We start from the raw sequence: 22,719 nt of genomic DNA on the forward strand, positions 1-22,719 counted from the left end.
CCCGGCAAGAGAAATAGCAACGACCCTTGGTGAGCCACCTCGACGGCGACTTCGCGAGCAACATCTCACGAAGTCGCCAATTTGGCTAGTATTTTCGTGGAGATGGCATCAATGGCCAGCGGAAAGCACCTCACGGCGAAGGATATCGCTGACATCAAGTCGCGCCTTCGGCGAGGCGATTACCAACATCATATCGCGGCCGATTACGGTCTGAATCAGGGGCGTATCTCTGAAATCAATACGGGTAAACGCGGAGCGACAGTCGTTCCACTATCTCAGCCCAGCCTGTTGTGATGATCAAAGGGCCGGAAGCACCGCTTCCGGCCCTGTTCGTTTTAGAGTTTCACCTCCACCACCCCGCCGCCGGCCCTGAACTTCGCGCTCATCTCCGCCATGCCGGCCTCGGCCTCCGTCAGCGAACCGCCCGCGTCGTTCTGCGCCATCGCATCCCGGCGGATGTCCTGGCTGATCTTCATGCTGCAGAATTTCGGGCCGCACATGGAGCAGAAATGGGCGGTCTTGTGGGCTTCCTTCGGCAGGGTGGCGTCGTGGTATTTGCGGGCGGTTTCGGGGTCGAGGCCGAGGTTGAACTGGTCCTCCCAGCGGAACTCGAACCGGGCGCGGCTGAGGGCGTCGTCGTGCAGGCGGGCGGCGGGGTGGCCCTTGGCCAGGTCGGCGGCGTGGGCGGCGATCTTGTAGGTGATGACGCCGTCCTTGACGTCCTGACGGTCGGGCAGGCCCAGATGCTCCTTGGGCGTGACGTAGCAGAGCATGGCCGTGCCGAACCAGCCGATCATGGCCGCGCCGATGGCGCTGGTGATATGGTCATAGCCGGGGGCGATGTCGGTGGTCAGGGGGCCAAGCGTATAGAAGGGCGCCTCGTGGCAGTGTTTCAGCTGCTCATCCATGTTCGCCTTGATCTTGTGCATCGGCACGTGGCCGGGGCCCTCGATCATCACCTGGCAGCCCTTGGCCCAGGCGATCTTGGTCAGTTCGCCGAGGGTCCGTAGTTCAGCAAACTGGGCCTCGTCATTGGCGTCGGCGATCGAGCCGGGGCGCAGACCGTCGCCCAGGCTGAAGCTGACGTCATAGGCCCGCATGATGTCGCAGATGTCCTCGAAATGCTCGTAGAGGAAGCTCTCCCTGTGGTGGGACAGGCACCATTTGGCCATGATGGAGCCGCCCCGGCTGACGATGCCGGTGACGCGTTTCGCCGTCATCGGCACGAAGGGCAGGCGCACGCCCGCGTGGATGGTGAAATAGTCCACGCCCTGTTCCGCCTGTTCGATCAGGGTGTCGCGGAACACCTCCCAGGTCAGGTCCTCGGCTATGCCGTTCACCTTCTCCAGCGCCTGATAGATGGGGACGGTGCCGATGGGGACGGACGAGTTGCGGATGATCCAGTCGCGGATGTTGTGGATGTTGCGGCCCGTCGACAGGTCCATGACGTTGTCGGCGCCCCAGCGGGTGGCCCAGACCAGTTTGTCGACCTCGTCGTCGACGGAGGACAGGACCGCGCTGTTGCCGATGTTGGCGTTGATCTTCACCAGGAAGTTGCGGCCGATGATCATCGGCTCGACCTCGGGGTGGTTGATGTTGTGCGGGATGATGGCGCGGCCGCGCGCGATCTCCTGACGCACGAACTCGGGCGTGACGAAGTCGGGGATGGCGGCGCCGAAGTCCTCGCCGTCGCGGATACAGGGGGCGTTCTGCTCGCGGCGCAGGTTCTCGCGGATGGCGACATATTCCATCTCGGGCGTGATGATCCCGGCCTGGGCGTATTCGTACTGGGTGACGGGGCGGCCGGGGACGCCCTTGAACACCTGGTGGTTCGAGGTGTCGAAACGGGGGGCCAGGTTCTTGCCGCTGGCGTGGCCGTTGTCCTCGGGCTTGACCTCGCGCGGGTCCAGGACGGGGGCGATGTCGCCGCGGTCCAGCTGCCACGACGACTTCACCCGGGGCAGGCCCTTGGTGATGTCGATGGTCGCGGTCGGGTCGGTATAGGGGCCGGAGCTGTCGTAGATGGTGACCGGCGGCTCGTTGGCCGACGGGTGGACGGCGACCTCGCGGAAGGGGACGCGGATGTCGGGATAGAGTTCGCCCTGGACATAGACCTTGCGGCTGCCCGCCCGTTCGCCGGTCGGGATGGCGCCGGTCTCCCGCATCACCTGATCGCGCGCGTCCTTGAGGGCGAGCTCGACGTTCGGCTCTTCGGGCAGGGCGGGGGGCGTGACTTGGATGTTCATGACGGCCTCTGTGTTCGAGAGGTCCGCCGACGTCGGGCGAGGCGGTCCTGTAATGTGGACCGAAAAGCGTACTCATCCCTTCGCCGGCATGACCCGGATCAGGTTCGACGGGTCAGGCGGCTACGCCAATCTCAGCCGCTCGATCGCGACCCCCCGGAGAACTGGATCAGGGTGACGCGGGGGGAGGCGAACGTCAAGCGGAGCGGCGGCGGGATGCGATAAGGGGCGAAACGGGCTTGCCCGTCGGCGTTGGGGGCGGCAAACGAGGCCTGTGTCTATTCAGTCCCTTATCATCGATTGCGATCCCGGCGTGGACGACGCCGTGGCGCTTTTCCTGGCCTTCGCCGCCCCCGAGCTGGAGCTGCTGGCCGTCTGCACCGTCGGCGGCAACGTCCCCGCCCACCTGACCCAGCGCAACGCCCGCATCGTGCGCCAGATCGCCGGCCGCGAGGATGTGCCGGTGTACGGCGGCGCCGAAAGGCCGCTGAAGCGCCCGCCCGCCGGCGCCGGCGACTTCCACGGGCCCGAGGGGCTGGGCGATCTGGAGCCGTTCGAGCCGACGGGCATCATCGGCGACGGGCCGGCGGCCAACGCCATCGTCGATCTGGTCATGAAACGCCCGGCCGGATCGGTCGCCGTCGCCGTCCTGGGGCCGATGACCAACCTGGCCCTGGCGATGAAGCGCGAACGGCGGCTGGCCGACCATCTGGGGCCGGTCGTGGTCATGGGCGGCGCGCGGTCGGAGGGGGGCAATATCACCGCCTCGGCCGAGTTCAACATCTGGGCCGACCCGGACGCGGCGGCGGTGGTGTTCGCCTCGGGCTGCGACGTGATCGCCTTCGGCCTGGACGCGACCCACCAGGTGCGGGCGACCGAGCCCCGGATCCGCGCCCTCCAGGCCCTGCGCAGCGAACCGGCCCGCGCGACCGCCGCCCTGCTGCGCTTCTCGCAGCGGGTGGAGCGCGAGGCGAACGGGGCCGAGGCGCCGCCCCTGCACGATCCCTGTCCCATCGCCTGGCTGCTGAAGCCAGAGCTGTTCAGCCTGAAACCGTGCCGGATCGAGGTCGAGACCGCGTCTGAACTGACGCGCGGCCATACGGCGGTGGAGTTCCGGGTCGATCCGGCCACGGCGCGCCACCGCTGGGCCACGACAGCGGACGGCCAGGGGGTGTTCGACCTGCTGACCGACACGCTGAAGCCCGCGTGATGAGGATCACCGTCGTCGGCTCGATCAACCTGGACCTGGTCGCCACGGCGCCCAGGCTTCCGGCGCCGGGCGAGACGGTGACGGGTGCGACCCTGGCCCGCTATCCGGGCGGCAAGGGCGCCAACCAGGCCTATGCCGCCGAGAAACTGGGCGCCGAGGTCTGTCTGATCGGCCGGGTCGGCGACGACGCCATGGCCGGCGAGGCCCTGGCCCTGATGTCGGATCTGGGCGTCGATCTGGCGGGGGTCGAGGTCGATGTCGCGGCGCCGACCGGCGTGGCCCTGATCGCCGTCGATCCCAGCGGCGAGAACCAGATCGTCGTCGCGGCCGGCGCCAATCATTTCGTCACTCCCGAACAACTGCCGCAGCGGATCGAGGGGGCGCTGATCGTCCAGCTGGAACTGCCGATCGAGACGGTCGAGGCGGCGGTCGGCCGGGCGACCGGCTTCGTCTGCGCCAACCTGGCGCCCGCCGCGCCCGTGTCCGAGGCCCTGCTGCGCCGCGCCGACCTGATCGTCGTCAACGAGACCGAGGCCGCCTTCTATGGCGACGGCCTGCACCGGGGCGGCGGTCGGGTGGTGGTGACCAAGGGGGCGAGGGGCGCGGCCATGTACCAGCGCGGCGTCGAAATGGCCTGGGCCACGCCGCCGCAGGTCGAGGCGGTGGACGCCACCGGGGCCGGCGACGTCTTCGTGGCGGCCATCACCGTGGCCCTGCTGGAAGGCATGGACCCGGCCGAGGCGCTGAGGTTCGCCTGCGCCGCCGGCGCGGTCGCGGCGACGCGCGCGGGGGCCCAGCCGTCGGCGCCGGAACGGGCCGAGGTCGAGGCGGCCAGGGCCGGGGTCTGAACGAAGCGGCGACGCTCGATGCGCGCCGCCCCCGGCCGCCTGAGCCGGCGACCACCGTCTCGTACAGGCGTGTTCCGAGAGGCGACCAGGTGATGGCCTCCACCGCCACGATCATCGCGACCTGGGCCCCCAGACCCCAGAACCAGGCCGGGTGAATCCGGCGGATCTTTCGCAGATCGACGATCATGCCGATGACCGGAAACAGCAGGGTGACGACGGCGACCGCCTCCCACGCCCAAGGGGCCAGCAGCGGCATGGGCAGCAGCCGACCGACGCCCGGCCCCAGCAGGATGGCCATGGCGGAATAGTGCAGGCGGCGATGCCAGTCGGTTGACCGACGAAGGACGATCGCCGCAATCGTCAGGCCCAGGAAGGTGATGAGCGACAGAGGGTCGAAGACGAGGAACTGCAAGGGCCGGAAGAAGAAGGGGACCTCGCCCCGGCGCACTATGGCCTCGGTGACGAGCCAGCCCAGGACCAGCATGGGCGCCAGCCAGACTGTCGCCAGCCACCCCAGCGGCCGGTGCCACCGGACCTGACCCGTGGCGATCAGCACATTCTGCACCAGGAAGATCGCCAGCCAGCCCATGAAGACGACGGCGTGCGCGTGGAGCAGCAGCGGGGCGTCGAAGCTGGAACGCCCCGTCGCCAACTGAAGCGAAAAGCCGGCGACGATGATGAGCACCATGACGACGGCCAGCCAGGGAAAGACCCGTTCGGCGTCCGCCGCGCGCGTCGGCGTATCGTTCGCAGCTGTCATGACCGCCCCCGAGGTTCGGCGGGAATGTATCGCCCGCGCCGGAAATTTCAATCTCGAATAGCAGTGAAATGTGAACAAGCGGCGACGCCGAAGGAATGTCGTCATAGGGCGCACCTGCGATGTGACATTGTAACGTCACGAGGGGTTGTCGCGCGCTTCGCCCTGGCACTAGGTTGGCGTCCTGGTTTGTGGGGATTTCAGACAATGATGATGCGTGTGCGTGGCGCCGGCCTTGTGCTGGCGACGGTGTTGATGGCGGGCGTGGCCGGAGGGGCGCTGGCCCAGAGCGCTCCCGCGCCGGCGGTGACGACCTATCAGCAGCCGCCGTCGCCGATCGCGGACATTCTGGACGCCAAACCGACGCCGTCGTCGATGCTGAGCCCGGATCGCGGGACCCTGGTGCTGATGGATCGGTCGAACCTGCCCAGCATCAAGGCCCTGGCCGAGCCGATGCTGCGGCTGGCGGGCGCGCGGATCAATCCGCGCAACAACGGCATGGCGGAAAGCCGGGTGTCGTGGCTGACGGGGTTGAGCCTTCAGGCGGTGGATGGAGGGCAGCCTCGCGTGGTGGCCCTGCCGGCCGAGGCGCGGTTTACGGCGCCGCGGTTCTCGCCGGATGCGAAATCCCTGGCCTTCGTGCTGGACCGGCCCACGGGGCTGGAGCTGTGGGTCGTGGACGTGGCGACGGCGCGGGCGCGGAAACTGACCGAGCCGGTGGTCAATATGACGGGCGGTTCGGGTTATGAATGGCTGCCCGACAGTTCGGGCCTGTTGGTCGAGGCGGTTCCGGCCGGGCGAGGGCCCGCGCCCGATGTGACGACGGCGCCCACGGGGCCGAACATCGAGGAGACGGCCGGACGGGTGGCGCCGGTGCGGACCTATCAGGACCTGCTGTCCAATCCGGGCGACGAGGCCCTGTTCGACCACTATTTCACCTCGCAGCTGACCCTGGTTCCGCTGAACGGCCGTGCACGGACGATCGGGGCGCCGGCGGTCTATCTGGACAGCGCGGTGTCGCCGGACGGGCGGTATGTCCTGCACGAGATCGCCAAACGGCCCTATTCCTATGTGGTCCCGGCGGGTCTGTTCCCGACCGAGATCGTGGTGACGGATCTGAGCGGGCGGGTGGTGCGGACCGTCGCCGATCTGCCGCTGCGCGACGATGTGCCGACCGCCTTCGACGCCGTGGCGCCGGGGCCGCGTTCGGTGAACTGGCGGGCCGATGCCCCAGCGACCCTGACCTGGGTCGAGGCGCTGGACGGCGGGGACATCAAGCGCGAGGCCGAGTTCCGCGACCGGGTCTTCATGCAGGCCGCGCCCTTCACGGCCGAGCCGGTCAAGCTGATCGACCTGAAGGAACGCTACGGCGGGATCGTCTGGGGCAAGGACGATCTGGCCGTCGTCAACAGCCGCTGGTTCAACACGCGGCACGAGACGCGGTTCGTGGTCGATCCGTCGAACCCCGGCGAGGGGCGGCTGTTGCTGGAGCGGAACTATCAGGCGCGATACGACGATCCGGGCCAGCCGGTGACCCAGCCCAATGCGGCGGGCCGGTCGGTGATCCGGTTCGATCCCCAGGGCCGTATTCTGATGTCGGGCGCCGGGGCGACGCCGCAGGGCGCCTTCCCCTTCCTGGCGGCCATGGATCCGGCGTCGGGGCGCAGCGAACGGCTGTGGACCTCGGCCGATACGGATTACGAGGCGGTGGTCGGCTTCCTGGATACGGACGGCAAGCGGGTGGTGACGCAGCGCGAGACGCGGCTGGACCCGCCCAACCTGCAGATCCGGGACCTGACGACGGGACAGACCACGGCCCTGACCCACTTCCCCGATCCGGCGCCGCAACTGGCCGGGGCGACGCGCGAACTGGTGACCTATCAGCGGGCCGACGGGGTCAAGCTGTCGGGCACGCTTTATCTGCCGGCCGGTTACGACAAGGACCGCGACGGCCCCCTGCCGATGCTGATGTGGGCCTATCCGGCCGAGTTCACCGATGCGGCGGTGGCGGGCCAGACGGTGGATGTCCAGAACCGGTTCGTGCGGCCGGGCGGGTCCAGCCACCTGTTCCTGCTGACCCAGGGCTATGCGATCTTCGACAACCCCTCCATGCCGATCATCGGCAAGGACGGGGCCGAGCCGAACGACACCTATATCGAACAACTGGTCGCCGACGCCCAGGCGGCGGTGGACGCGGTGGTCGCGATGGGGGTGGCGGATCGCGACCGGATCGCCGTCGGGGGCCACAGCTACGGCGCCTTCATGACCGCCAACCTGCTGGCGCACAGCGACCTGTTCAAGACCGGCATCGCGCGCTCGGGCGCCTATAACCGCACCCTGACGCCGTTCGGCTTCCAGGCCGAGCAGAGGAACTACTGGGAGGCGACCGAGGTCTATACCGAGATGTCGCCCTTCACCTATGCCGACAAGCTGAACGAGCCGATCCTGCTGATCCACGGCGAGGCGGACGATAACTCGGGCACCTATCCGGTCCAGTCCGAGCGCTTCTATGCGGCGCTGAAGGGGCTGGGGGCGACGGCGCGCTATGTCACCCTGCCGCTGGAGGCCCACGGCTATCGCGCGCGGGAATCGGTCGGCCATACCCTGTGGGAGATGACCCGATGGCTGGACCAGTATGTGAAGGCCGCGCCGCCTGAGCCGACGGAGTGACCTAGGGGCGCACCACCAGCCGCACCACCTCGCCCGCGTGCAGCCGGTCGAAGCCGGCGTTGATGTCGTCGAGGGGGATGACGCCGCTCATCAGCCGGTCCACGGGCAGGCGGCCCTGGCGGTAGAGGGCGACATAGCGGGGGATGTCGCGGCTGGGGACGCAGGTTCCGATATAGGAGCCCTTCAGGGTCCGCTCCTCTCCGACCAGGGAGACGACGTTGACGGCCAGGGCGGCGCCGGGCGGGGGCAGGCCGGCGGTGACGGTGGTTCCGCCGCGCCGGGTCATCTTCCAGGCGTTGTCGAGGGCGCGGACCGAGCCGGCCATTTCGAAGGCGAAGTCGGCGCCGCCGTTCGTCAGGGCGCGCACCTGATCGACTGCGTCGGGGGCGGCGCCGTTGACGGTCTGGACCGGGCCGAGGGTGCGGGCGAGAGCCAGCTTGTCCTCGGACAGATCGACGGCGATCACGGGCGAGGCGCCGGAGGCGAGGGCGCCGAGGAGGCTGGACAGGCCCACGCCGCCCAGGCCGATGACGACGACGCTCTGGCCCGCCCTGACCCCCGCCGTGTTGACCACGGCGCCGACGCCGGTCAGGACGGCGCAGCCGAACAGGGCCGCCTCTTCGAACGACAGGGCGGGGTCGATCTTGACCAGGGACCGGCGCGAGACGACGGCGTGCTGGGCGAAGGCGGAGCAGCCCAGGTGGTGGTTGACGGGCGCGCCCTCGCGGAAGATGCGGCGGCCCCCGGTCAGAAGCTCGCCCTTGCCGTTGGCGGCGGCGCCGGGTTCGCACAGGGCGGGACGGCCCCCGGCGCAGGGGTCGCAATGGCCGCACGAGGGCATGAAGACCATGACGACGTGATCGCCGACGGCGAGATCCGTCACCCCCTCGCCCAGGACCTCGACCACGCCTGCGGCCTCATGCCCCAGGGCCATGGGCAGGGGGCGGGGGCGGTCGCCGTTGATGACCGACAGGTCCGAGTGGCACAGGCCGGCGGCCTTGATCGCGACCAGGACCTCGCCGGGGCCGGGCGGGGCCAGGGTCACGGTCTCGACCGACAGGGGGCGGCTTTCGGCGTAAGGGTGCGGCGCCCCCATGGCGGACAGAACGGCGGCGCGGGTGGTGATGCTCATGGTCAAGCCCATTCTTGCGCTATCGCCGCCGACGCGGTCGGCGGCTGCTTGAGCGCCTTGTGATCTGTCCGGTATCGATAGGCGCTTGACGCAACGTCGTCCAAGCCCGAGCGTCGGGGTGAAGGCGACGCGGACTGTCGCCAGGGAGGAAGACCGACGATGCCCAAGAGCGATTTGGGGCCCTTGGCCGAACGCGCGACCTACAAGGCCTTTCACATGGTCTCGACGCGCTGGGCCGACAACGACCAGTACGGCCATATCAACAACGCCAAATTCTACGAGTTCGTGGACTCGGCGGTGAACGCCCATCTGCTGATCGCCAATGCGCTGGACGAGTCGATCGGCCTGGTGGTCGACAGCGGCTGCAAATACACCTCGGCGCTGAAGTTTCCCGATGTGATCGAGGTCGGGATCAAGGTGGACCGGATCGGCACCTCCAGCGTCAGCTACGGCTTCGCCGTGTTCAAGCGCAGCGCCGACGTGCCCGCCGCCGTCGGCCATTTCGTCCACGTCTATGTCGACGCCGAGACCCGCCGGCCCAAGCCCCTGCCGCCCAAGCTGAGGGCCGTGGTGGAGAACCTGAAGGCGGGTTGAGGGGGGCGATCAGGCGGGGTTTTGGGTCGGGGTGCGGCTTTCGGCGCTGGCCTCGGTTGCTGCTTTTGGGCCGTTACGGATGCCGAACATCATCCGTGAGCAAGAAGCATAGATGTTCTCGGTTGTCATGGCTTGGAGGCGCCGCATGGGACTCGTGACCTTCAGCATCAATCTCACCCTCGACGGCTGTGTCGATCACCAAGAGGGTATCGCCGACGACGAGACGCACGCCTTCTTCACCCGCCTTATGGACGAGAGCGGGGCGATGCTGTGGGGCCGCGTCACCTATGAGATGATGGAGGCCTACTGGCCGGCGGTCGCGCGCGGCGACGTGGATGCGCCACCGGCGATACGCGAGTGGGCGGTCAAGCTGGAGGACAAGCCGAAGTACGTGGTGTCGTCGACGCGGAAGGCGTTTCCCTGGACCAACAGCCATCCCATCGTCGGCGACCTGCGCGCGGGGGTGCAAAGACTCAAGGACGCGACCCCGGCCGGCGTGCTGCTCGGTAGCGGCAAGCTCGCGACCGAGCTGGATCGGCTGGACCTGATCGACGAGTACAAGCTCCTCGTCCACCCCAGGATCGCCGGCCACGGCCCGACCCTCTACCAGGGCGGGCTGGCCAGTACGCGACGGCTCGAGCTGATCTCGGCCCGGCCGCTCCGCAATGGCGCGGTCGCCATGCACTATCGCCGGGCGCGCTGACCAGAGCGGCTTTGGGACGCATGACTCCGCATACCCTGCCTATGTAGGAGCCCGTGATCGGGCAGGAGGTCTTGTGAGCAATGGCGACGTCCCACCCAAGGCAGCGCCTCGGCGTGTCCGGTCGCGGTCGTCGGTGTATGCAGCCACGCCAAACTCGCAGATAGACCTGTTACGGTCGGGCCCCCGCATTGGTATCCTGCGGCGGCTGACGACCCATATGAAGGCTGTCTCCTCAGAAGCGGATGCTATCTGGAGGATGGTGGATCTGTTTTGATCCAAGGCCTACATGCTTTGCGAGCAGCCGCTGGGCGGGGTCTGAAGGCTCTCGGGGCCGCCGTATTCGCGGGCGGCCTTTTTGCATTGATGACAATTTATAGTTGCGGTATCGGCAATCCTGTGTCGCCATGCAGATGGGAGGCTGGCTCCCCTTAGGAGGACAAGACCGTGAAGAAACTGGCACACTTTGCTCTTGCCGCGGCTCTGATGACGTCGTCGGCCGTAAGCGCCGCGACGCTCTTTCCAAGTCGTGCAGAAGCGGCCGAGCAGCCGTGGCTAATCGTGACCTACCTGAGGAATGGTCAGCCGGTCGGCAACACTCAGGTGTTCTGCGAAAGTCCAGCCGTCGATTTCGGCGACACCTCAAACTACGACAACGTACATTACGACTACTATTTCATGTGTCCCTGACGAGGCCAGGCGCAGGTCGGCAGGCCGCGTATGCGACAGCGAGGCCGTGATCCTTCGGGGTGACGGCTTTCGTCGTTTCGAATCGTACCAGACCGCCATCGGGCAGAGCGCGTTGGAGCACCTTCGTCTCTGACCATGGCGCGGTCATCCAGACCTCGACCTCGTCCAACTATGTCAAGATCACCGGCATGGCCGTAGATGGATCGACTTCTCCGGTTTGCTGTCCACCATCTCCAGCCGCTGTGTGACGGACTCCAGCGCCCGAAAAGCGAGTGGTGAAGCTTGCAGGTAGAGATAAAAAGGCGCCGCCGCTGAAGCGATGGAAAGACCTAAGCCAGGATTGCCCCCAGCGGGAGGCGGCGCCCTGGATCCCTTTCGCCCCCGCTAGCCATCCCGGCTTTCTCGTGAGAACGTTCCCAAAACGGAGCGTGGAGGAACGCCATGAGGATGGGTTGGATCGCGGCGCTGGCCGCGACGGCGGTGCTGTGCGCGCCGGGCGGAGCGGGGGCCCAGACGGGGGGCTTCTTAAGGGCCGAGGGGACGCGGATCGTCGACGAGACGGGCGATCCGGTCATTCTTCGCGGCATGGGTCTGGGCGGCTGGGTGCTGCAGGAAGGCTATATGCTGCAGCTGGGCGCCCTGGGGCGGCAGCATGTGATCCGGGCGCGGATCGCCGACCTGATCGGTGAGGAGAAGACGGAAGCCTTCTATGCGGCCTGGCGGGCCAATCACACGACCAAGGCCGATATCGACGCCATGGGGCGGTGGGGGTTCAACTCGGTGCGGCTGCCGATGCACTACGACCGGCTGACCCTGCCGGTGGATCAGGAGCCGGTCGCCGGGCGCGACACCTGGAACGAGGAGGGGTTCGCCGAGATCGACGCCCTGCTGGCCTGGGTCAAGGCCAACGGGATGTATCTGATCCTGGACCTGCACGCCGCGCCGGGCGGGCAGGGCAGCGACCTGGCCATCTCGGACCGCGACCCCTCCAAGCCCTCGCTGTGGGACAGCGCCGAGAACCGCAGGAAGACCGTGGCCCTGTGGCGCAGGCTGGCCGAACGCTATGCCGACGAGCCGGCGATCGGCGCCTATGACCTGATCAACGAACCGAACTGGGACTTCGAGAAACCGGGCGGCGGCCATGGCTGCGAAGAGACGACCAACGCCCCGCTGCGGTCGCTGATGATGGAGATCACGGCGGCGATCCGCGAGGTCGACCGGCGCCATATGATCGTGATCGAGGGCAATTGCTGGGGCAACAACTATCGCGGCGTCATGCCCCTGTGGGACGACAACACCGTGATCAGCTTCCACAAATACTGGAATGCGACGGATCGGGGCTCGATCGCCGAGATCCTGAAGCTGAGGGACGAGAACGACGCCCCGCTGTGGCTGGGGGAATCCGGCGAGAACTCCAACACCTGGTTCATGCAGACCATCGGCCTGGTCGAGGGCGAGGGGATCGGCTGGGCCTTCTGGCCGCTGAAGAAGATCGGCTTCAACCAGCCGCTGGAGATCACGCCGAACCCCGGCTGGGCGCGGCTGGTCGCCTATCTGACGGGCCAGGGCGAGCGGCCGTCGGCCGACGAGGCGGAAGCGACGCTGATGCGAATGGCCACGCACGACATCCGGTTCGAGAACAATTTCGAACACCGCGACGTGGTCGACGCCATGCTGCGCCAGCCGCATTCGGACGCGGCGGTTCCGTATGCGGATCATCGGGTTGGGATGTCGGGCGTGACGATTCGGGCGGCCGACTATGACCTGGGCCGGGCGGGCGTGGCGTGGAAGGACGTCTATGATTCCGACACCGACGGGCCGGGGGAACGGGTCCCGTGGTGGAACACGGGCCGGACCTGGAGGAACGACGGGGTGGATATCGCCGTCGACGCCGGCGCGCCGGTGGTCGCCGAGTTCGAGACCGGCGAATGGCTGCGCTATACGGTGACGGCCGAGGCGGCGGGGGACCAGCGGGTGACGGTGGTCGGCGCGGGCGGGGGGCGGGTGTCGGCAGCGCTGAACGGGGGCGTGCCGGTGATCGTGGACCTGCCTGCGGGCGAGGTATGGGGCGAGGCGGCGACGGCGGCCCTGCCCTTCATGGAAGGGGCCAACACCCTGGTGGTGAAGGCCGAGGACTGCGGGGCGTGCCGGGTTAAGGAGATGCGGGTGGAGCGGTGAGGGGGGGCGTCGCTTCTGCGAATGTAGGGACCCTACCGAGGCCGGCTCCTAGCGCCGCTTCCGACCCAAAGCGGACTTTGGCGATCTGTTCTATAAAGCGGAATGACTAGGTTCGATCAGATCCTCGACGAGGCTATAGCCGCCTGGCCGCCTAGGTTCGCGCTTCGGATAAGGCGGCTTCGAAGACGCGGCCACATTTTGCTCGGCTTGGTAGATTTGAGCGACGATGTTACGCGACTCATTGAAGGCAACCCGCGCGAAGTGCTCCTCACGAATATGCACTGGGCCATAGTGACAGTGGCTCACAGGTCGGCAGCTTCCTGGCCGCTACACACATTCACCATGCGTCCCGATGAGCTCAGGCGAGACTGGATAAGGGAGAAGTTTGAGGACGACCTCCGCTTGATACTCTCGATTGCAGATCGATGCGGCTGGACCCCTGACGATGTCGTCCTCGTCGAGAAATACTTCGCTGAGACCAAGACGAGGTAGGTCGGCTAACCACCCCCGAACAGACGTCGACCGCGACCGCATTCCGGCCTGGAGGCCAACGTCCGGTTTCGGCTTCGAAGACCAGGACCGAAATCGACCCGTTGCGGACCTTCAAAACCGGCTTAATGTCAAAGCTATGCAATCCTCCAAGCGAGACAAAAAGCGCGCGATCCTGGGAGTCTGCTGTGCAGTCCTTGCCGGGCTGCTTTTTCTAGGATTGACGACTACAGCGCCTCCAAATTCAACTGTGGCTGAGGAGGTTGATCGGGCGCTTCAGCGAGACCCCTGCGTCGGTCGGGTGAATAGATGGTCTGCGCGATATTACGCTTGGAAGAGAGCGAAATGGGTGAACTCCACCGGAACCTATCTGCTGTGGCGCGCGGTCGGGCCGTGGGTGGGATCGGATACGTCGAGTGTTGAGGTGCGGTTCTATCAAGGCGCTTCAGAAATGGACTACCCGCCAGGCCGACATATGCTGCGCGCCGATCAGGTCGAGACGTTTCTAGACAGCTCAAATTTTCGCTACGTAAGCGGGACTTATGACGTCAGTGGCCGAAGATTGATCGATGGAGTGTGCGGTTCGAATGCAGGTGCAGAACCCCTTTCGATCCTGAATCGATAGAATCGAGCCCACCGCATCGGTTGCGTCCGTTTTCCACCCAAAGCAGAACTCGTGAACGTCTCCTCCCCGTCGCAGAGCGATGGGGAGGTGGATCCGAGCTCTTGGCGAGGAGACGGAGGGGTTCTTCACCCCAAACACGGCGCCCGCTTCAAGAGCCCCTCCACCCCTTCGGGGTCCCCCTCCCCATTCGCCAAGGGGCGAACGGGGAGGAGACGAGCGGGGCGGTTCGTCTCCTCTGAACTCAGTCGTCCAGCTGCCCGGTCAGGAAAAGCACGCCGACGGCCGTCAGGGCGCCGAGGGCGAAGGCGGTGATGATGGAGCCGGCGGCGACGGCGGCGGGGACGGTGACGGGGCGTGCCTCGTACCATTCGACGATGTCGGCCTCGTGCAGGTCGTCGTCGGCGCGGCCCTCGGCTTCGTAGATGTCGGTCGTGTTCATCGGGGGCTCCATCATGCTTGGGGGATCAATACGCCCAAACCGTCGCGGTTCCACCCCGCAAGGGGCCAAGCCGGATCGTGACAGCCTGCGCGGCATCGGCTAGGAGGCGCGGCTCAGGTTTCAGACTCTCGAAGACGATCCTCATGGCCGGCCACTCGAAATTCAAGAACATCATGCACCGCAAGGGGCGCGCCGATGCGCAGCGCTCCAAGCTGTTCTCCAAACTGTCGCGCGACATCACGGTGGCGGCCAAGTCGGGCCTGCCCGATCCGGCCGCCAATCCGCGCCTGCGCCTGGCGGTCAACAACGCCAAGGCCGAGAGCCTGCCCAAGGACGTGATCCAGCGCGCCATCAACAAGGCCGCCGGCGGCGACGTCGATACGATGGAAGAGGTCCGCTACGAGGGCCGGGGTCCGGGCGGCGTCGGCATCATCGTCGAGGCCCTGACGGACAACCGCAACCGCGCCGCCTCGAACATCGGTACGGCCTTCAAGAAGAACGGCGGCGCCCTGGGCGAGATGAACTCGGTCGCCTTCATGTGGGATAAGGTCGGCCAGATAATCTACAAGGCCGAGGCCGGAACCGAGGACGAGGTCATGGAGGCCGCCATCGAGGCCGGCGCCCAGGACGTCGAGAGCGATCTGGTCAAGCCCGACATCTACGAGGACGCGCCGGGCCACACCATCTGGACCGCCTTCGAGGATCTGAACGAGGTGGCCGAGGCCATGTCCAAGGTTCTGGGCGACCCGAAATCCACCGCCATCGTCTGGAAGCCCCAGTCGGAAGTGACGGTCACGGGCGAGGCCGTCGGCACCCTGTTCAAACTGCTGGACGCCCTGGACGCCGAGGACGACGTGCAGAACGTCTATTCGAACGAGGACATCTCGGACGAGGACGCGGCCAAGTACGCGGGCTGATCGACCAAGGTTAGGCTCGACACTTTCGTAACGTCAGATTAACGTCTCACCAAGGACGGTGAGCGGTTCGATTCGCCTTTCGAGGACAGGGTCGAGGACGCCGCCGCAAAGCGAGATGCGAGGCGGGCACGATCATGAAACTGACCAGAATCGACAGGGTCCTGTCGCGCGGCGGTAAAGGCGACCAGACCAAGGACGTGGCGGCCGAACCGGATCGCACGTCCGAACAGGATGTCGCCGGTCTGATCGGCGAACGGTTCGAAACCATTCAGGACAGCCTGGATCAGTTGTCCGAGATGTCCCAGAAGTTCGGGACGTTCGAGACCCTGCTGGGCCAGCTGCGCGATCCGCTGGAGGCCGAGTTCCGGTCGCGGCGCGATAACCATGTCGAACTGGTCAACCTGCGCAACGCCAACGCCGCGGCGATGAAACAGGTCGGCGCGCTGAACGCCGAGGTTCGCAAACTGTCGGACGCCCTGGCCGAGTCGGAGGCCAAGGCCGACGATCTGGCGGCGCGCGGCGGAGAGACGACCGCCAATCTGCAGGAGGCCCGGGTCGACCTGGGTCGGCTGCGCAGCGAACTGGCCCAGGCCGCGACGCGGCTGGAGGGTCTGGAGACAGTCGAGCGCGCCTCGGCCCAGCGGATTCGCGAGCTGGAGCAGGATCAGGACTCGCTGCGCAACCAGCTGAAACAGGCCGAGACCGCCCGTTCGGAATCGGAGGCCACCCGCGGCCAGGTCCAGCGCGATCTGGCCCTGGTTCTGGAAGAGAACACCGCCCTGCGTCGCCGGGTCGACGAGGTCGGCACCGAGGTCGCCGGACTGGCGCGCGCCGCCGCCGCCGGCGAAGGCCAGCTGGCCACCGAACGCGCCCGCGCAGCCTCCGAACAGGCCGAGGCCGCCCGCGCGATCCGTTCGCTGGAAAGCCACGTCGAGTCCGCCCGCGCCGAGATCGCCGCCCTGACCGCGCGACTGGACACGGCCACGGCCCGCGCCAACGGCCTGGAAGTGCTGAACAGCGAACAGGCGTCGCGGCTGAACGAGCTTCAGACCGGCGGCCATGTGGTCGAACGGCGCGCCGACACGCTGCAGGTCGCGCTGGACCGGGCGATGGAACGGGTGCGTCTGCTGGAAACCGAAACCGAAGAGTCGCGCCAGCGTCAGGCGGCCATGGAGGTCGCCCGCGTCGCCGCCGTCGATCGGTCCGAGGCCCTGACCAAGGCGGCCATGGCCCATGACAAGGCCATCGCTCGCGCCGAGGAGCGGATGGCGAAGCTGCAGGCCAAACTGACTGCCGCCCAGGACGAGCACGAGGCCCGCGTCGACGCCCTGACCCAGCAGGTCAGCGCCCTGCGCGAGGATCTGGAAAGCGCCCGCGCCGAGGGGGCCATGTCCGCCGCCGCCCTGGACGCCGCCCGTCGCGGCCGCGGCGGCCGCGCCACCATCGCCGACGCGGCGGCCCAGCTGCAGGCCATCGTCGGCTGACGACGGGGAACATTCGTCCGACTCCGGCGATTGATCGGGGATGGTCACCGAAGTCCTCGCCAACGCCGTTCCGCCCATCTTCGGCGCCGTCGTCGCCGGAGGATTGATCGGGCTGGAGCGCGAGTGGCGAGGGCGAGCCGCCGGGTTCAGAACCCATATTCTGGTCAGTCTGGCCTCGGCCCTGCTGATGCTGGCGGCCCTGTCCCAGGAGGACTGGGCTTTTCGCGCCCTGCCGAACGAAAACATCACCACCGATCCCATCCGCATGGCGCACGGCGTGCTGACGGGTATCGGCTTCCTTTGCGCGGGGGTCATATTCCGCACGGGTTTTTCTGTTCACGGCCTGACCACGGCGGCGTCGCTGTGGATCACGGCAGCCGTCGGGCTGTTGTTCGGGGCCGGCCTTTACGGACTGGGCGCCCTGGGCGCCGGGGTGACGGCCGTGATCCTGGGCGGCCTGAGGTTGATCGATAGACAGATGCCCGGGAAAACCGTCGTCGAGGCGGCTGTCTGCTGGGAGCAGCGCGAGCCCTCGCCTCACGCGGCGGTCCAGGCGGCGCTTCGCTCCATAGACGCCGATGTGCGTCCGGGACGGTTCGAACTGATGCAGGACGGGCGGCGGACGCGGCGCACCTGGCGGCTGAAGGCGACGAACGAGACGGAGCTGGAACGACTGGCGGAGCTGCTGAACGCGGTGCCCGGCGTCACGGCCTATCGGCTGAATCCACGCGACGACTGAAGCTGTTCATTGCCCGATAACCCTCTTTGCGGCATGAGGGGAACGGATGGCGAACGAACCTGTCAGAATCATCGGTCTGGACCCCGGTCTGCGACGCACCGGCTGGGGCGTGATCGTGTCCGACGGCGCGCGGCTGAGGTGGGTGGCGCACGGGGTGGTGGCCCCGCCCGAGGCCGCGCCCTTCGCCGAGCGGCTGCTGTTCCTGTTCGAGGCCCTGGGGGCGATCTGCGCCGATCACGGCTGCGAGGAGGCCGCGGTGGAAGAGGTGTTCGTCAATGTGAACCCGTCCTCGACCCTGAAACTGGGCCATGCGCGGGCGGCGGTCATGCTGGCGCCGGCCAAGCTGGGCCTGGCGGTGGCGGAATATTCGCCCAATCTGATCAAGAAGGCTGTGGTCGGGGCCGGTCATGCCGACAAGAGCCAGATCGCCTTCATGGTCAAACGCCTGCTGCCGACCGCTGGAGATGTGAAGGCGGACGCGGCGGACGCCCTGGCGGTCGCCGTCACCCATGCGCAACTGAGGAAACGGTCCCTGCTGGAAGCCCTGCATCGGGGCGCGGCGTGAGGGCGGCGGATCATGTCTCCTCCCCGCTTGCGGGGAGGTGGCGCGGCGCCGCTTTGCGCCGTGACGGAGGGGTTCTTTCCGCGCGGCAGGTGTCGGTGGGGCGTCAAGAACCCCTCCACCCCCGGCTACGCCGGCGGTCCCCCTCCCCATTCGCTGCGCGAACAGGGAGGAGACGGTCGTGATCGGGCGGTTGAGAGGGGTGCTGGCCGAGGTCGGGGAGGCGGAATGCCTGATCGACTGCGCCGGGGTCGGCTATGTGGTTTCGTGCGGGGCGCGGACCCTGGGGCGTCTGCCGGCGCCGGGCGACGAGGCGACGGTGCATGTGCATTCGCAATGGAGCGAGGATGCGGGGCCGCGCCTGTACGGGTTTCTGACCCGCGACGAGCGGCGGGCCTTCACCACCCTGCTGGCCATTCAGGGGGTGGGGCCGAAGGCGGCGCTGGCGGTGCTGGACGTGCTGCCGCCCGGCGAACTGGCGGGCGCAGTGGCGCGAGAGGACAAGGCGGCGGTGGCGCGGGCCAACGGCGTCGGGCCCAAACTGGCCCTGCGGATCGTCACCGAACTGAAGGGCAAGCCGCTGGGCGACGTCAGCTTCGCGCCCACGGCTCCTGGCGTTCATGTAGAAATCGCGCCGCCTGCGCCATCCCTGACCGGCGAGGCGGTGTCTGCCCTGCTGGGCCTTGGCGTGGCCGAGATCAATGCGCGCCGGGCGGTGGATCAGGCGCTGATCCGTCTGGGCGAAGAGGCCGAACTGTCCGCCGTGATCCGCGCGGCCCTGCAGGAGTTGGGGCGGTGAATCTGGAGTGGCGAGTGGCGAGTGGCGCGTGGCGATGGGTGAAAAGTGCTAGTGAGCAAGAGGTGAGCTGCCATCGGTCTATGGTCGCACAGGCTTGCTCACCCCTGCGCTCGCTTTTCACTCACCAGGCGCCACTCGCCACTCGTCACTGCGATCAACCATGACCCGCGTCATCTCCCCCGAGGCCGAGAGCGGCGAAACCTATGATCGGGCGTTGCGGCCGCAGACCCTGGCGGAGTTCGTCGGGCAGTCGCAGGCCAAGGGCAATCTGAAGGTCTTCATCGACGCGGCGCGGGGGCGGGCCGAGGCGCTGGACCATGTGCTGCTGTTCGGGCCGCCCGGACTGGGCAAGACGACCCTGGCCCAGATCGTGGCGCGCGAACTGGGGGTCGGGTTCCGGGCGACGTCCGGGCCGATCCTAGCCAAGGCCGGCGACCTGGCGGCGATCCTGACCAATCTGGAGCCGCGCGACGTCCTGTTCATCGACGAAATCCACCGGCTGAGCCCCCAGGTCGAGGAGATCCTGTATCCGGCCATGGAGGATCATGTGCTGGATCTGATCATCGGCGAGGGGCCGTCCGCGCGCTCGGTGCGGATCGACCTGGCGCCCTTCACCCTGGTGGGGGCGACGACGCGGGCGGGCCTGCTGGCCACGCCGTTGCGGGACCGGTTCGGCATTCCGCTGCGGCTGGAATTCTACACCCCCGACGAACTGACGGCGGTGGTGCGGGGCACAGCACGCAAGATGGGGGCGGCGATCGACGAAGAGGGTGCGCGCGAGATCGCGTCGCGGGCGCGGGGCACGCCCCGGATCGCCGGGCGGCTGTTGCGCCGGGTGCGGGACTTCGCCTCGGCCGACGGGGCCGATACCATCACCAAACTGGTGGCGGCGCGGGCCCTGGCGCGGCTGGAGGTGGACGAGGCCGGGCTGGACAGCCTGGACCGGCGCTTCCTGAAGGCCCTGATCGAGAACTACGGCGGCGGGCCGGTGGGGATGGACACTCTGGCCGCCGCGATCGCCGAGGCGCGCGACGCCGTCGAGGATGTGATCGAACCCTATCTGCTGCAGCAGGGCTTCATCATGCGCACCCCGCGCGGGCGGATGGCCTGCGCCAAGGCCTATGCCCATCTGGGCCTGAGCGCGCCTGCGCCGAACCCGAACGCGCCGCCGGTCCCCGGCGACCTGTTCGAGTGAAAATCGCCTTCGATCCGGGCAAGGATGCGAGCAATCGCGAGAAGCACGGATTGTCGCTCGCCCGCGCGCGTGAGATGGACCTTGGCGACGCCCTGGTCCTTCTGGATGACCGTCGCGATTACGGCGAGCCACGCTGGCGGGCCTATGGTATGATCGAAGGTCGGCTGCACATGCTGGCTTTTGCGGTTTGGCAGGGGACGTTGAGAGCCATCAGCTTGCGACGAGCGAACGCCAAGGAGACCAGACGCTATGGCTGATCCGAAGCTCAGCCTTGATCCGAGCGACTACGAAGATGTCGAGGTCGACGATCAGGACAATCCGGAATGGACCGAAGAGGACTTCGCCAAGGCGCAGCCTCTGCGGGAGACGCTGCCCGATCTCTACGCCCAAATCGTCGCCGAGCGTGAGGTGGGATTGAAACTGCCCGCCGCCACCATCCGCGCCTTCGCCGAAGAGGGCGAGGACTGGCGTGAACGGATGGCCGAGGCCCTGACGGAAGCGGCGCGCAAGAAGCACGCCGCCTGATCCCGGCCTGATCGATGCAGCGACGAGAGGCCTTTCCGTCCTTTTCCCGGCCGCTCAGGGTGGTCCTGTTCGGCCTGATCGCCGTCGTCGCCGCCGGTTGGGGGGTGTGGATGATGACCCATGGATCGCGCATCGCGCCGCCGGAGCCGCCGTTGGAACGCACGACGCGTCAGGTCCGCGAACAACTGGGGACCGGGGCCGAGCTGCGCTATTCCGAGATCGGTCAGAAGCGGGCGGTGTGCGGCTATGTCGGGCGGACGCGCGGCGGGGCGGCGGTCGGGTTCATTTCCCTGCCCAACCGCATCCTGTTCAGCGACGATCCGCTGCCGGCCGAGTTTCGCGACATGCGCGACCGCCATTGTCCGGGCTTTCTGATCACCCCGCCCAGGCGTTAGACTGGGGTCATGAGCGATCTTCCCACCGCAGGCCGTTTCGACGGGCGCGACCACCTGTTGCCGGTGCGCGTCTATTACGAGGACACCGATTTCACGGGCCTGGTCTATCACGCCAACTATGTCCGCTATTTCGAGCGGGGGCGGTCGGACTTCCTGCGCGCCATCGGCGTCGGTCATGCCGATCTGCTGGAACAGGACGAGCCCCTGGCCTTCGTCCTGTCGGAGCTGAACATCCGCTATCTGAAGCCGGCCCGGATTGACGACGCCCTGGTGGTGCGCACGATCTACGAGGCGGTGAAGGGCGTGCGGCTGATCATCCGTCAGAGCGTGGAGCGGGCCGGGGAGGTGCTGTGCCGTGCCGATGTGACGGCGGTCTGCATCCACCTGGACGGTCGGCCGCGCAGGCCGTCGAAAGGCCTGATCGAGAAGGTCACGCCGTGGCTGGCGGGAAGCGCCGAGCCCGCCTAGGATCGCGGCGATTAGGGAAGGGCGACAATGCAGAACCAGGGAATATCCGCCAGCGCGGTGATCGTGATCATCAGCCTGCGCGCGCCGGTCGCCGTGGCCGTGGACCCCAATCGCACCCCGAACGAGTAACCGTAATGACGCGCCTGTCAGGTGACGGGCGTCCAAGGCGACGTTAGAAGCGCGCCGCCATACAATAGTCACGGCCGCTGGCTGCAACAGCGGACGTGCTGAACCCTGATCCCGCCCGGAGCGCCTGAATGACCACGCCCGTCGACGCCTCGATGATGAATCCCGTCGAGCTGTTCCTGACCGCCGACTGGGTGGTGAAGACGGTGATGATCGGCCTGGCGGCGGCGTCGCTGTGGTCGTGGACCATCATCATCGACAAGGCCTTCCGTTTCACGGCCCTGAACAAGCAGGCCGACGACTTCGAAAAGGCGGTCCAGTCCGGGCGGTCGCTTGAGGACGTGGCGGCCCAGGCCGGTCCCGCGCCGGAACACGCCCTGCCGCGCATGCTGGTGATCGCCCTGTCCGACTGGCGCGAGGCGCGTCAGCGCGGGGCGCTGAACGACCACCAGGGCGACCTGCTGATGACCCGGATCGACCGGGCGCTGAACAGCCTGATCTCGCGCGAGGGCCAGAGGATCGAAAACGGGCTGGGCGTGCTGTCGGTCGTGGCCACGGCCTCGCCCTTCATCGGCCTGTTCGGCACGGTCTGGGGCATCATGAACGCCTTCGGCCGGATCGCGGCGGCGGGCAACACCAATCTGACCACTGTGGCGCCGGCCATCGCCGAGGCCCTGTTCGCCACGGCCATCGGCCTGGCGGCGGCCATCCCGGCCTATATCGCCTACAACAAGTTCTCGATCGACGCGGGCAAGTTCACCGGCCGGCTGGACGCCTTCGCCGACGACCTGCAGGCGGCCGTGGCGCGTCGTCTGGGCAGTACGGCGACGCCGCCGCCCGCCGCCCCGAATTCGGGCATCAATCTGAACCGGAGCGTCTGAGCCATGGCCCTGGGCGGTGGCGGCGGCGGCGGGTCGCGTCGAGGACGGCGGGG

Annotated in this window: 22 protein-coding genes and 1 riboswitch; of the genes, 19 read left to right on the forward strand and 3 right to left on the reverse strand. The window is 67.6% G+C overall.

Features of this window, described 5'->3' with window-relative positions; translation table 11 throughout:
• Positions 1 to 335: 335 nt before the first annotated feature.
• Entirely contained in the window at positions 336 to 2,165 is a 1,830-nt protein-coding gene (gene thiC, locus H2037_RS14615; RefSeq protein WP_292123500.1) for a phosphomethylpyrimidine synthase ThiC, read from the reverse strand.
• A gap of 138 nt (positions 2,166 to 2,303) precedes the next feature.
• Positions 2,304 to 2,412, reverse strand: a riboswitch (TPP riboswitch).
• Between the two features lie 105 nt (positions 2,413 to 2,517).
• Between thiC and H2037_RS14620 the strand changes: the two genes are divergently transcribed.
• The 3 genes from H2037_RS14620 to H2037_RS14630 all read left to right on the forward strand — a co-directional run bounded on the left by H2037_RS14620 (position 2,518) and on the right by H2037_RS14630 (position 7,728).
• Complete coding sequence (locus H2037_RS14620) at positions 2,518 to 3,453, forward strand: nucleoside hydrolase (protein WP_292123457.1); 936 nt, start codon at positions 2,518 to 2,520, stop codon at positions 3,451 to 3,453.
• Positions 3,453 to 4,301, forward strand: a complete 849-nt coding sequence (locus H2037_RS14625; RefSeq protein WP_292123459.1) for a ribokinase — start codon at positions 3,453 to 3,455, stop codon at positions 4,299 to 4,301. The genes H2037_RS14620 and H2037_RS14625 overlap by 1 nt, the downstream gene beginning before the upstream one ends.
• Positions 4,302 to 5,265: 964 nt before the next feature.
• Positions 5,266 to 7,728, forward strand: coding sequence for a prolyl oligopeptidase family serine peptidase (locus tag H2037_RS14630; protein ID WP_292123461.1), 2,463 nt, complete (start codon positions 5,266 to 5,268; stop codon positions 7,726 to 7,728).
• A gap of 1 nt (position 7,729) precedes the next feature.
• On the opposite strand, the gene H2037_RS14635 is transcribed toward H2037_RS14630, so the two are convergent.
• The gene (locus H2037_RS14635) at positions 7,730 to 8,860 is read right to left on the reverse strand and encodes a zinc-dependent alcohol dehydrogenase family protein (RefSeq protein WP_292123463.1); all 1,131 of its coding nucleotides are present in this window, start codon (positions 8,858 to 8,860) and stop codon (positions 7,730 to 7,732) included.
• A gap of 159 nt (positions 8,861 to 9,019) precedes the next feature.
• On the opposite strand from H2037_RS14635, the gene H2037_RS14640 reads away from it, so the two are divergent.
• From H2037_RS14640 to H2037_RS14660, 5 genes are all read left to right on the forward strand, one after another.
• Positions 9,020 to 9,454, forward strand: coding sequence for a thioesterase family protein (locus H2037_RS14640; RefSeq protein WP_292123465.1), 435 nt, complete (start codon positions 9,020 to 9,022; stop codon positions 9,452 to 9,454).
• 145 nt (positions 9,455 to 9,599) lie between these two features.
• Positions 9,600 to 10,157, forward strand: coding sequence for a dihydrofolate reductase family protein (locus H2037_RS14645; protein ID WP_292123467.1), 558 nt, complete (start codon positions 9,600 to 9,602; stop codon positions 10,155 to 10,157).
• A gap of 444 nt (positions 10,158 to 10,601) precedes the next feature.
• Positions 10,602 to 10,844 carry a hypothetical protein gene (locus H2037_RS14650; RefSeq protein ID WP_292123469.1) on the forward strand — a complete coding sequence of 81 codons (243 nt, stop codon included), beginning with the start codon at positions 10,602 to 10,604 and terminating at the stop codon, positions 10,842 to 10,844.
• A 441-nt stretch (positions 10,845 to 11,285) separates the two neighbouring features.
• Entirely contained in the window at positions 11,286 to 13,022 is a 1,737-nt protein-coding gene (locus tag H2037_RS14655) for a cellulase family glycosylhydrolase (protein ID WP_292123471.1), read from the forward strand.
• A 102-nt stretch (positions 13,023 to 13,124) separates the two neighbouring features.
• Positions 13,125 to 13,514: a hypothetical protein gene (locus H2037_RS14660; protein WP_292123473.1), complete on the forward strand. Its 390-nt coding sequence runs from the start codon at positions 13,125 to 13,127 to the stop codon at positions 13,512 to 13,514.
• An 863-nt stretch (positions 13,515 to 14,377) separates the two neighbouring features.
• On the opposite strand, the gene H2037_RS14665 is transcribed toward H2037_RS14660, so the two are convergent.
• A complete protein-coding gene (locus H2037_RS14665; protein WP_292123475.1) occupies positions 14,378 to 14,575 on the reverse strand; it encodes a hypothetical protein in 198 nt (65 codons plus the stop codon).
• Positions 14,576 to 14,718: 143 nt separating this feature from the next.
• Between H2037_RS14665 and H2037_RS14670 the strand changes: the two genes are divergently transcribed.
• The 11 genes from H2037_RS14670 to tolQ all read left to right on the forward strand — a co-directional run bounded on the left by H2037_RS14670 (position 14,719) and on the right by tolQ (position 22,666).
• Positions 14,719 to 15,492, forward strand: a complete 774-nt coding sequence (locus tag H2037_RS14670) for a YebC/PmpR family DNA-binding transcriptional regulator (protein ID WP_292123477.1) — start codon at positions 14,719 to 14,721, stop codon at positions 15,490 to 15,492.
• A gap of 134 nt (positions 15,493 to 15,626) precedes the next feature.
• A complete protein-coding gene (locus tag H2037_RS14675; RefSeq protein WP_292123478.1) occupies positions 15,627 to 16,976 on the forward strand; it encodes a hypothetical protein in 1,350 nt (449 codons plus the stop codon).
• A 40-nt stretch (positions 16,977 to 17,016) separates the two neighbouring features.
• On the forward strand, positions 17,017 to 17,715 hold the full coding sequence (locus H2037_RS14680) for an MgtC/SapB family protein (RefSeq protein WP_292123480.1): 699 nt from the start codon (positions 17,017 to 17,019) through the stop codon (positions 17,713 to 17,715).
• Between the two features lie 46 nt (positions 17,716 to 17,761).
• Positions 17,762 to 18,280 carry a crossover junction endodeoxyribonuclease RuvC gene (gene ruvC, locus H2037_RS14685; protein ID WP_292123481.1) on the forward strand — a complete coding sequence of 173 codons (519 nt, stop codon included), beginning with the start codon at positions 17,762 to 17,764 and terminating at the stop codon, positions 18,278 to 18,280.
• A 178-nt stretch (positions 18,281 to 18,458) separates the two neighbouring features.
• Complete coding sequence (ruvA, locus tag H2037_RS14690; protein WP_292123484.1) at positions 18,459 to 19,076, forward strand: Holliday junction branch migration protein RuvA; 618 nt, start codon at positions 18,459 to 18,461, stop codon at positions 19,074 to 19,076.
• A gap of 160 nt (positions 19,077 to 19,236) precedes the next feature.
• A complete protein-coding gene (ruvB, locus tag H2037_RS14695; RefSeq protein ID WP_292123486.1) occupies positions 19,237 to 20,271 on the forward strand; it encodes a Holliday junction branch migration DNA helicase RuvB in 1,035 nt (344 codons plus the stop codon).
• Complete coding sequence (locus H2037_RS14700) at positions 20,268 to 20,528, forward strand: BrnT family toxin (RefSeq protein WP_292123488.1); 261 nt, start codon at positions 20,268 to 20,270, stop codon at positions 20,526 to 20,528. Before ruvB ends, H2037_RS14700 begins: the two co-directional genes overlap by 4 nt.
• A complete protein-coding gene (locus H2037_RS14705) occupies positions 20,521 to 20,796 on the forward strand; it encodes a BrnA antitoxin family protein (protein ID WP_292123490.1) in 276 nt (91 codons plus the stop codon). The genes H2037_RS14700 and H2037_RS14705 overlap by 8 nt, the downstream gene beginning before the upstream one ends.
• Before the next feature lie 14 nt (positions 20,797 to 20,810).
• Positions 20,811 to 21,191 carry a hypothetical protein gene (locus tag H2037_RS14710; protein ID WP_292123492.1) on the forward strand — a complete coding sequence of 127 codons (381 nt, stop codon included), beginning with the start codon at positions 20,811 to 20,813 and terminating at the stop codon, positions 21,189 to 21,191.
• Between the two features lie 9 nt (positions 21,192 to 21,200).
• Entirely contained in the window at positions 21,201 to 21,659 is a 459-nt protein-coding gene (ybgC, locus tag H2037_RS14715) for a tol-pal system-associated acyl-CoA thioesterase (RefSeq protein ID WP_292123494.1), read from the forward strand.
• 257 nt (positions 21,660 to 21,916) lie between these two features.
• Positions 21,917 to 22,666: a protein TolQ gene (gene tolQ, locus H2037_RS14720; protein ID WP_292123496.1), complete on the forward strand. Its 750-nt coding sequence runs from the start codon at positions 21,917 to 21,919 to the stop codon at positions 22,664 to 22,666.
• The last annotated feature ends 53 nt before the right edge of the window (positions 22,667 to 22,719 follow it).

It is taken from the genome of Brevundimonas sp. (assembly GCF_013912065.1).
Taxonomy (GTDB): Bacteria; Pseudomonadota; Alphaproteobacteria; order Caulobacterales; family Caulobacteraceae; genus Brevundimonas.

Bases quoted from the DNA above. Each gene is read 5' to 3' on its own strand.
- thiC (WP_292123500.1), bottom strand. From the start codon at position 2,165: ATGCGGGAGACCGGCGCCATCCCGACCGGCGAACGGGCGGGCAGCCGC.
- H2037_RS14625 (WP_292123459.1), top strand. From the start codon at position 3,453: ATGAGGATCACCGTCGTCGGCTCGATCAACCTGGACCTGGTCGCCACG.
- H2037_RS14630 (WP_292123461.1), top strand. From the start codon at position 5,266: ATGATGATGCGTGTGCGTGGCGCCGGCCTTGTGCTGGCGACGGTGTTG.
- H2037_RS14635 (WP_292123463.1), bottom strand. From the start codon at position 8,860: ATGAGCATCACCACCCGCGCCGCCGTTCTGTCCGCCATGGGGGCGCCG.
- H2037_RS14640 (WP_292123465.1), top strand. From the start codon at position 9,020: ATGCCCAAGAGCGATTTGGGGCCCTTGGCCGAACGCGCGACCTACAAG.
- H2037_RS14645 (WP_292123467.1), top strand. From the start codon at position 9,600: ATGGGACTCGTGACCTTCAGCATCAATCTCACCCTCGACGGCTGTGTC.
- H2037_RS14655 (WP_292123471.1), top strand. From the start codon at position 11,286: ATGAGGATGGGTTGGATCGCGGCGCTGGCCGCGACGGCGGTGCTGTGC.
- H2037_RS14660 (WP_292123473.1), top strand. From the start codon at position 13,125: ATGACTAGGTTCGATCAGATCCTCGACGAGGCTATAGCCGCCTGGCCG.
- H2037_RS14665 (WP_292123475.1), bottom strand. From the start codon at position 14,575: ATGAACACGACCGACATCTACGAAGCCGAGGGCCGCGCCGACGACGAC.
- H2037_RS14670 (WP_292123477.1), top strand. From the start codon at position 14,719: ATGGCCGGCCACTCGAAATTCAAGAACATCATGCACCGCAAGGGGCGC.
- H2037_RS14675 (WP_292123478.1), top strand. From the start codon at position 15,627: ATGAAACTGACCAGAATCGACAGGGTCCTGTCGCGCGGCGGTAAAGGC.
- H2037_RS14680 (WP_292123480.1), top strand. From the start codon at position 17,017: ATGGTCACCGAAGTCCTCGCCAACGCCGTTCCGCCCATCTTCGGCGCC.
- ruvC (WP_292123481.1), top strand. From the start codon at position 17,762: ATGGCGAACGAACCTGTCAGAATCATCGGTCTGGACCCCGGTCTGCGA.
- ruvB (WP_292123486.1), top strand. From the start codon at position 19,237: ATGACCCGCGTCATCTCCCCCGAGGCCGAGAGCGGCGAAACCTATGAT.
- H2037_RS14705 (WP_292123490.1), top strand. From the start codon at position 20,521: ATGGCTGATCCGAAGCTCAGCCTTGATCCGAGCGACTACGAAGATGTC.
- H2037_RS14710 (WP_292123492.1), top strand. From the start codon at position 20,811: ATGCAGCGACGAGAGGCCTTTCCGTCCTTTTCCCGGCCGCTCAGGGTG.
- ybgC (WP_292123494.1), top strand. From the start codon at position 21,201: ATGAGCGATCTTCCCACCGCAGGCCGTTTCGACGGGCGCGACCACCTG.
- tolQ (WP_292123496.1), top strand. From the start codon at position 21,917: ATGACCACGCCCGTCGACGCCTCGATGATGAATCCCGTCGAGCTGTTC.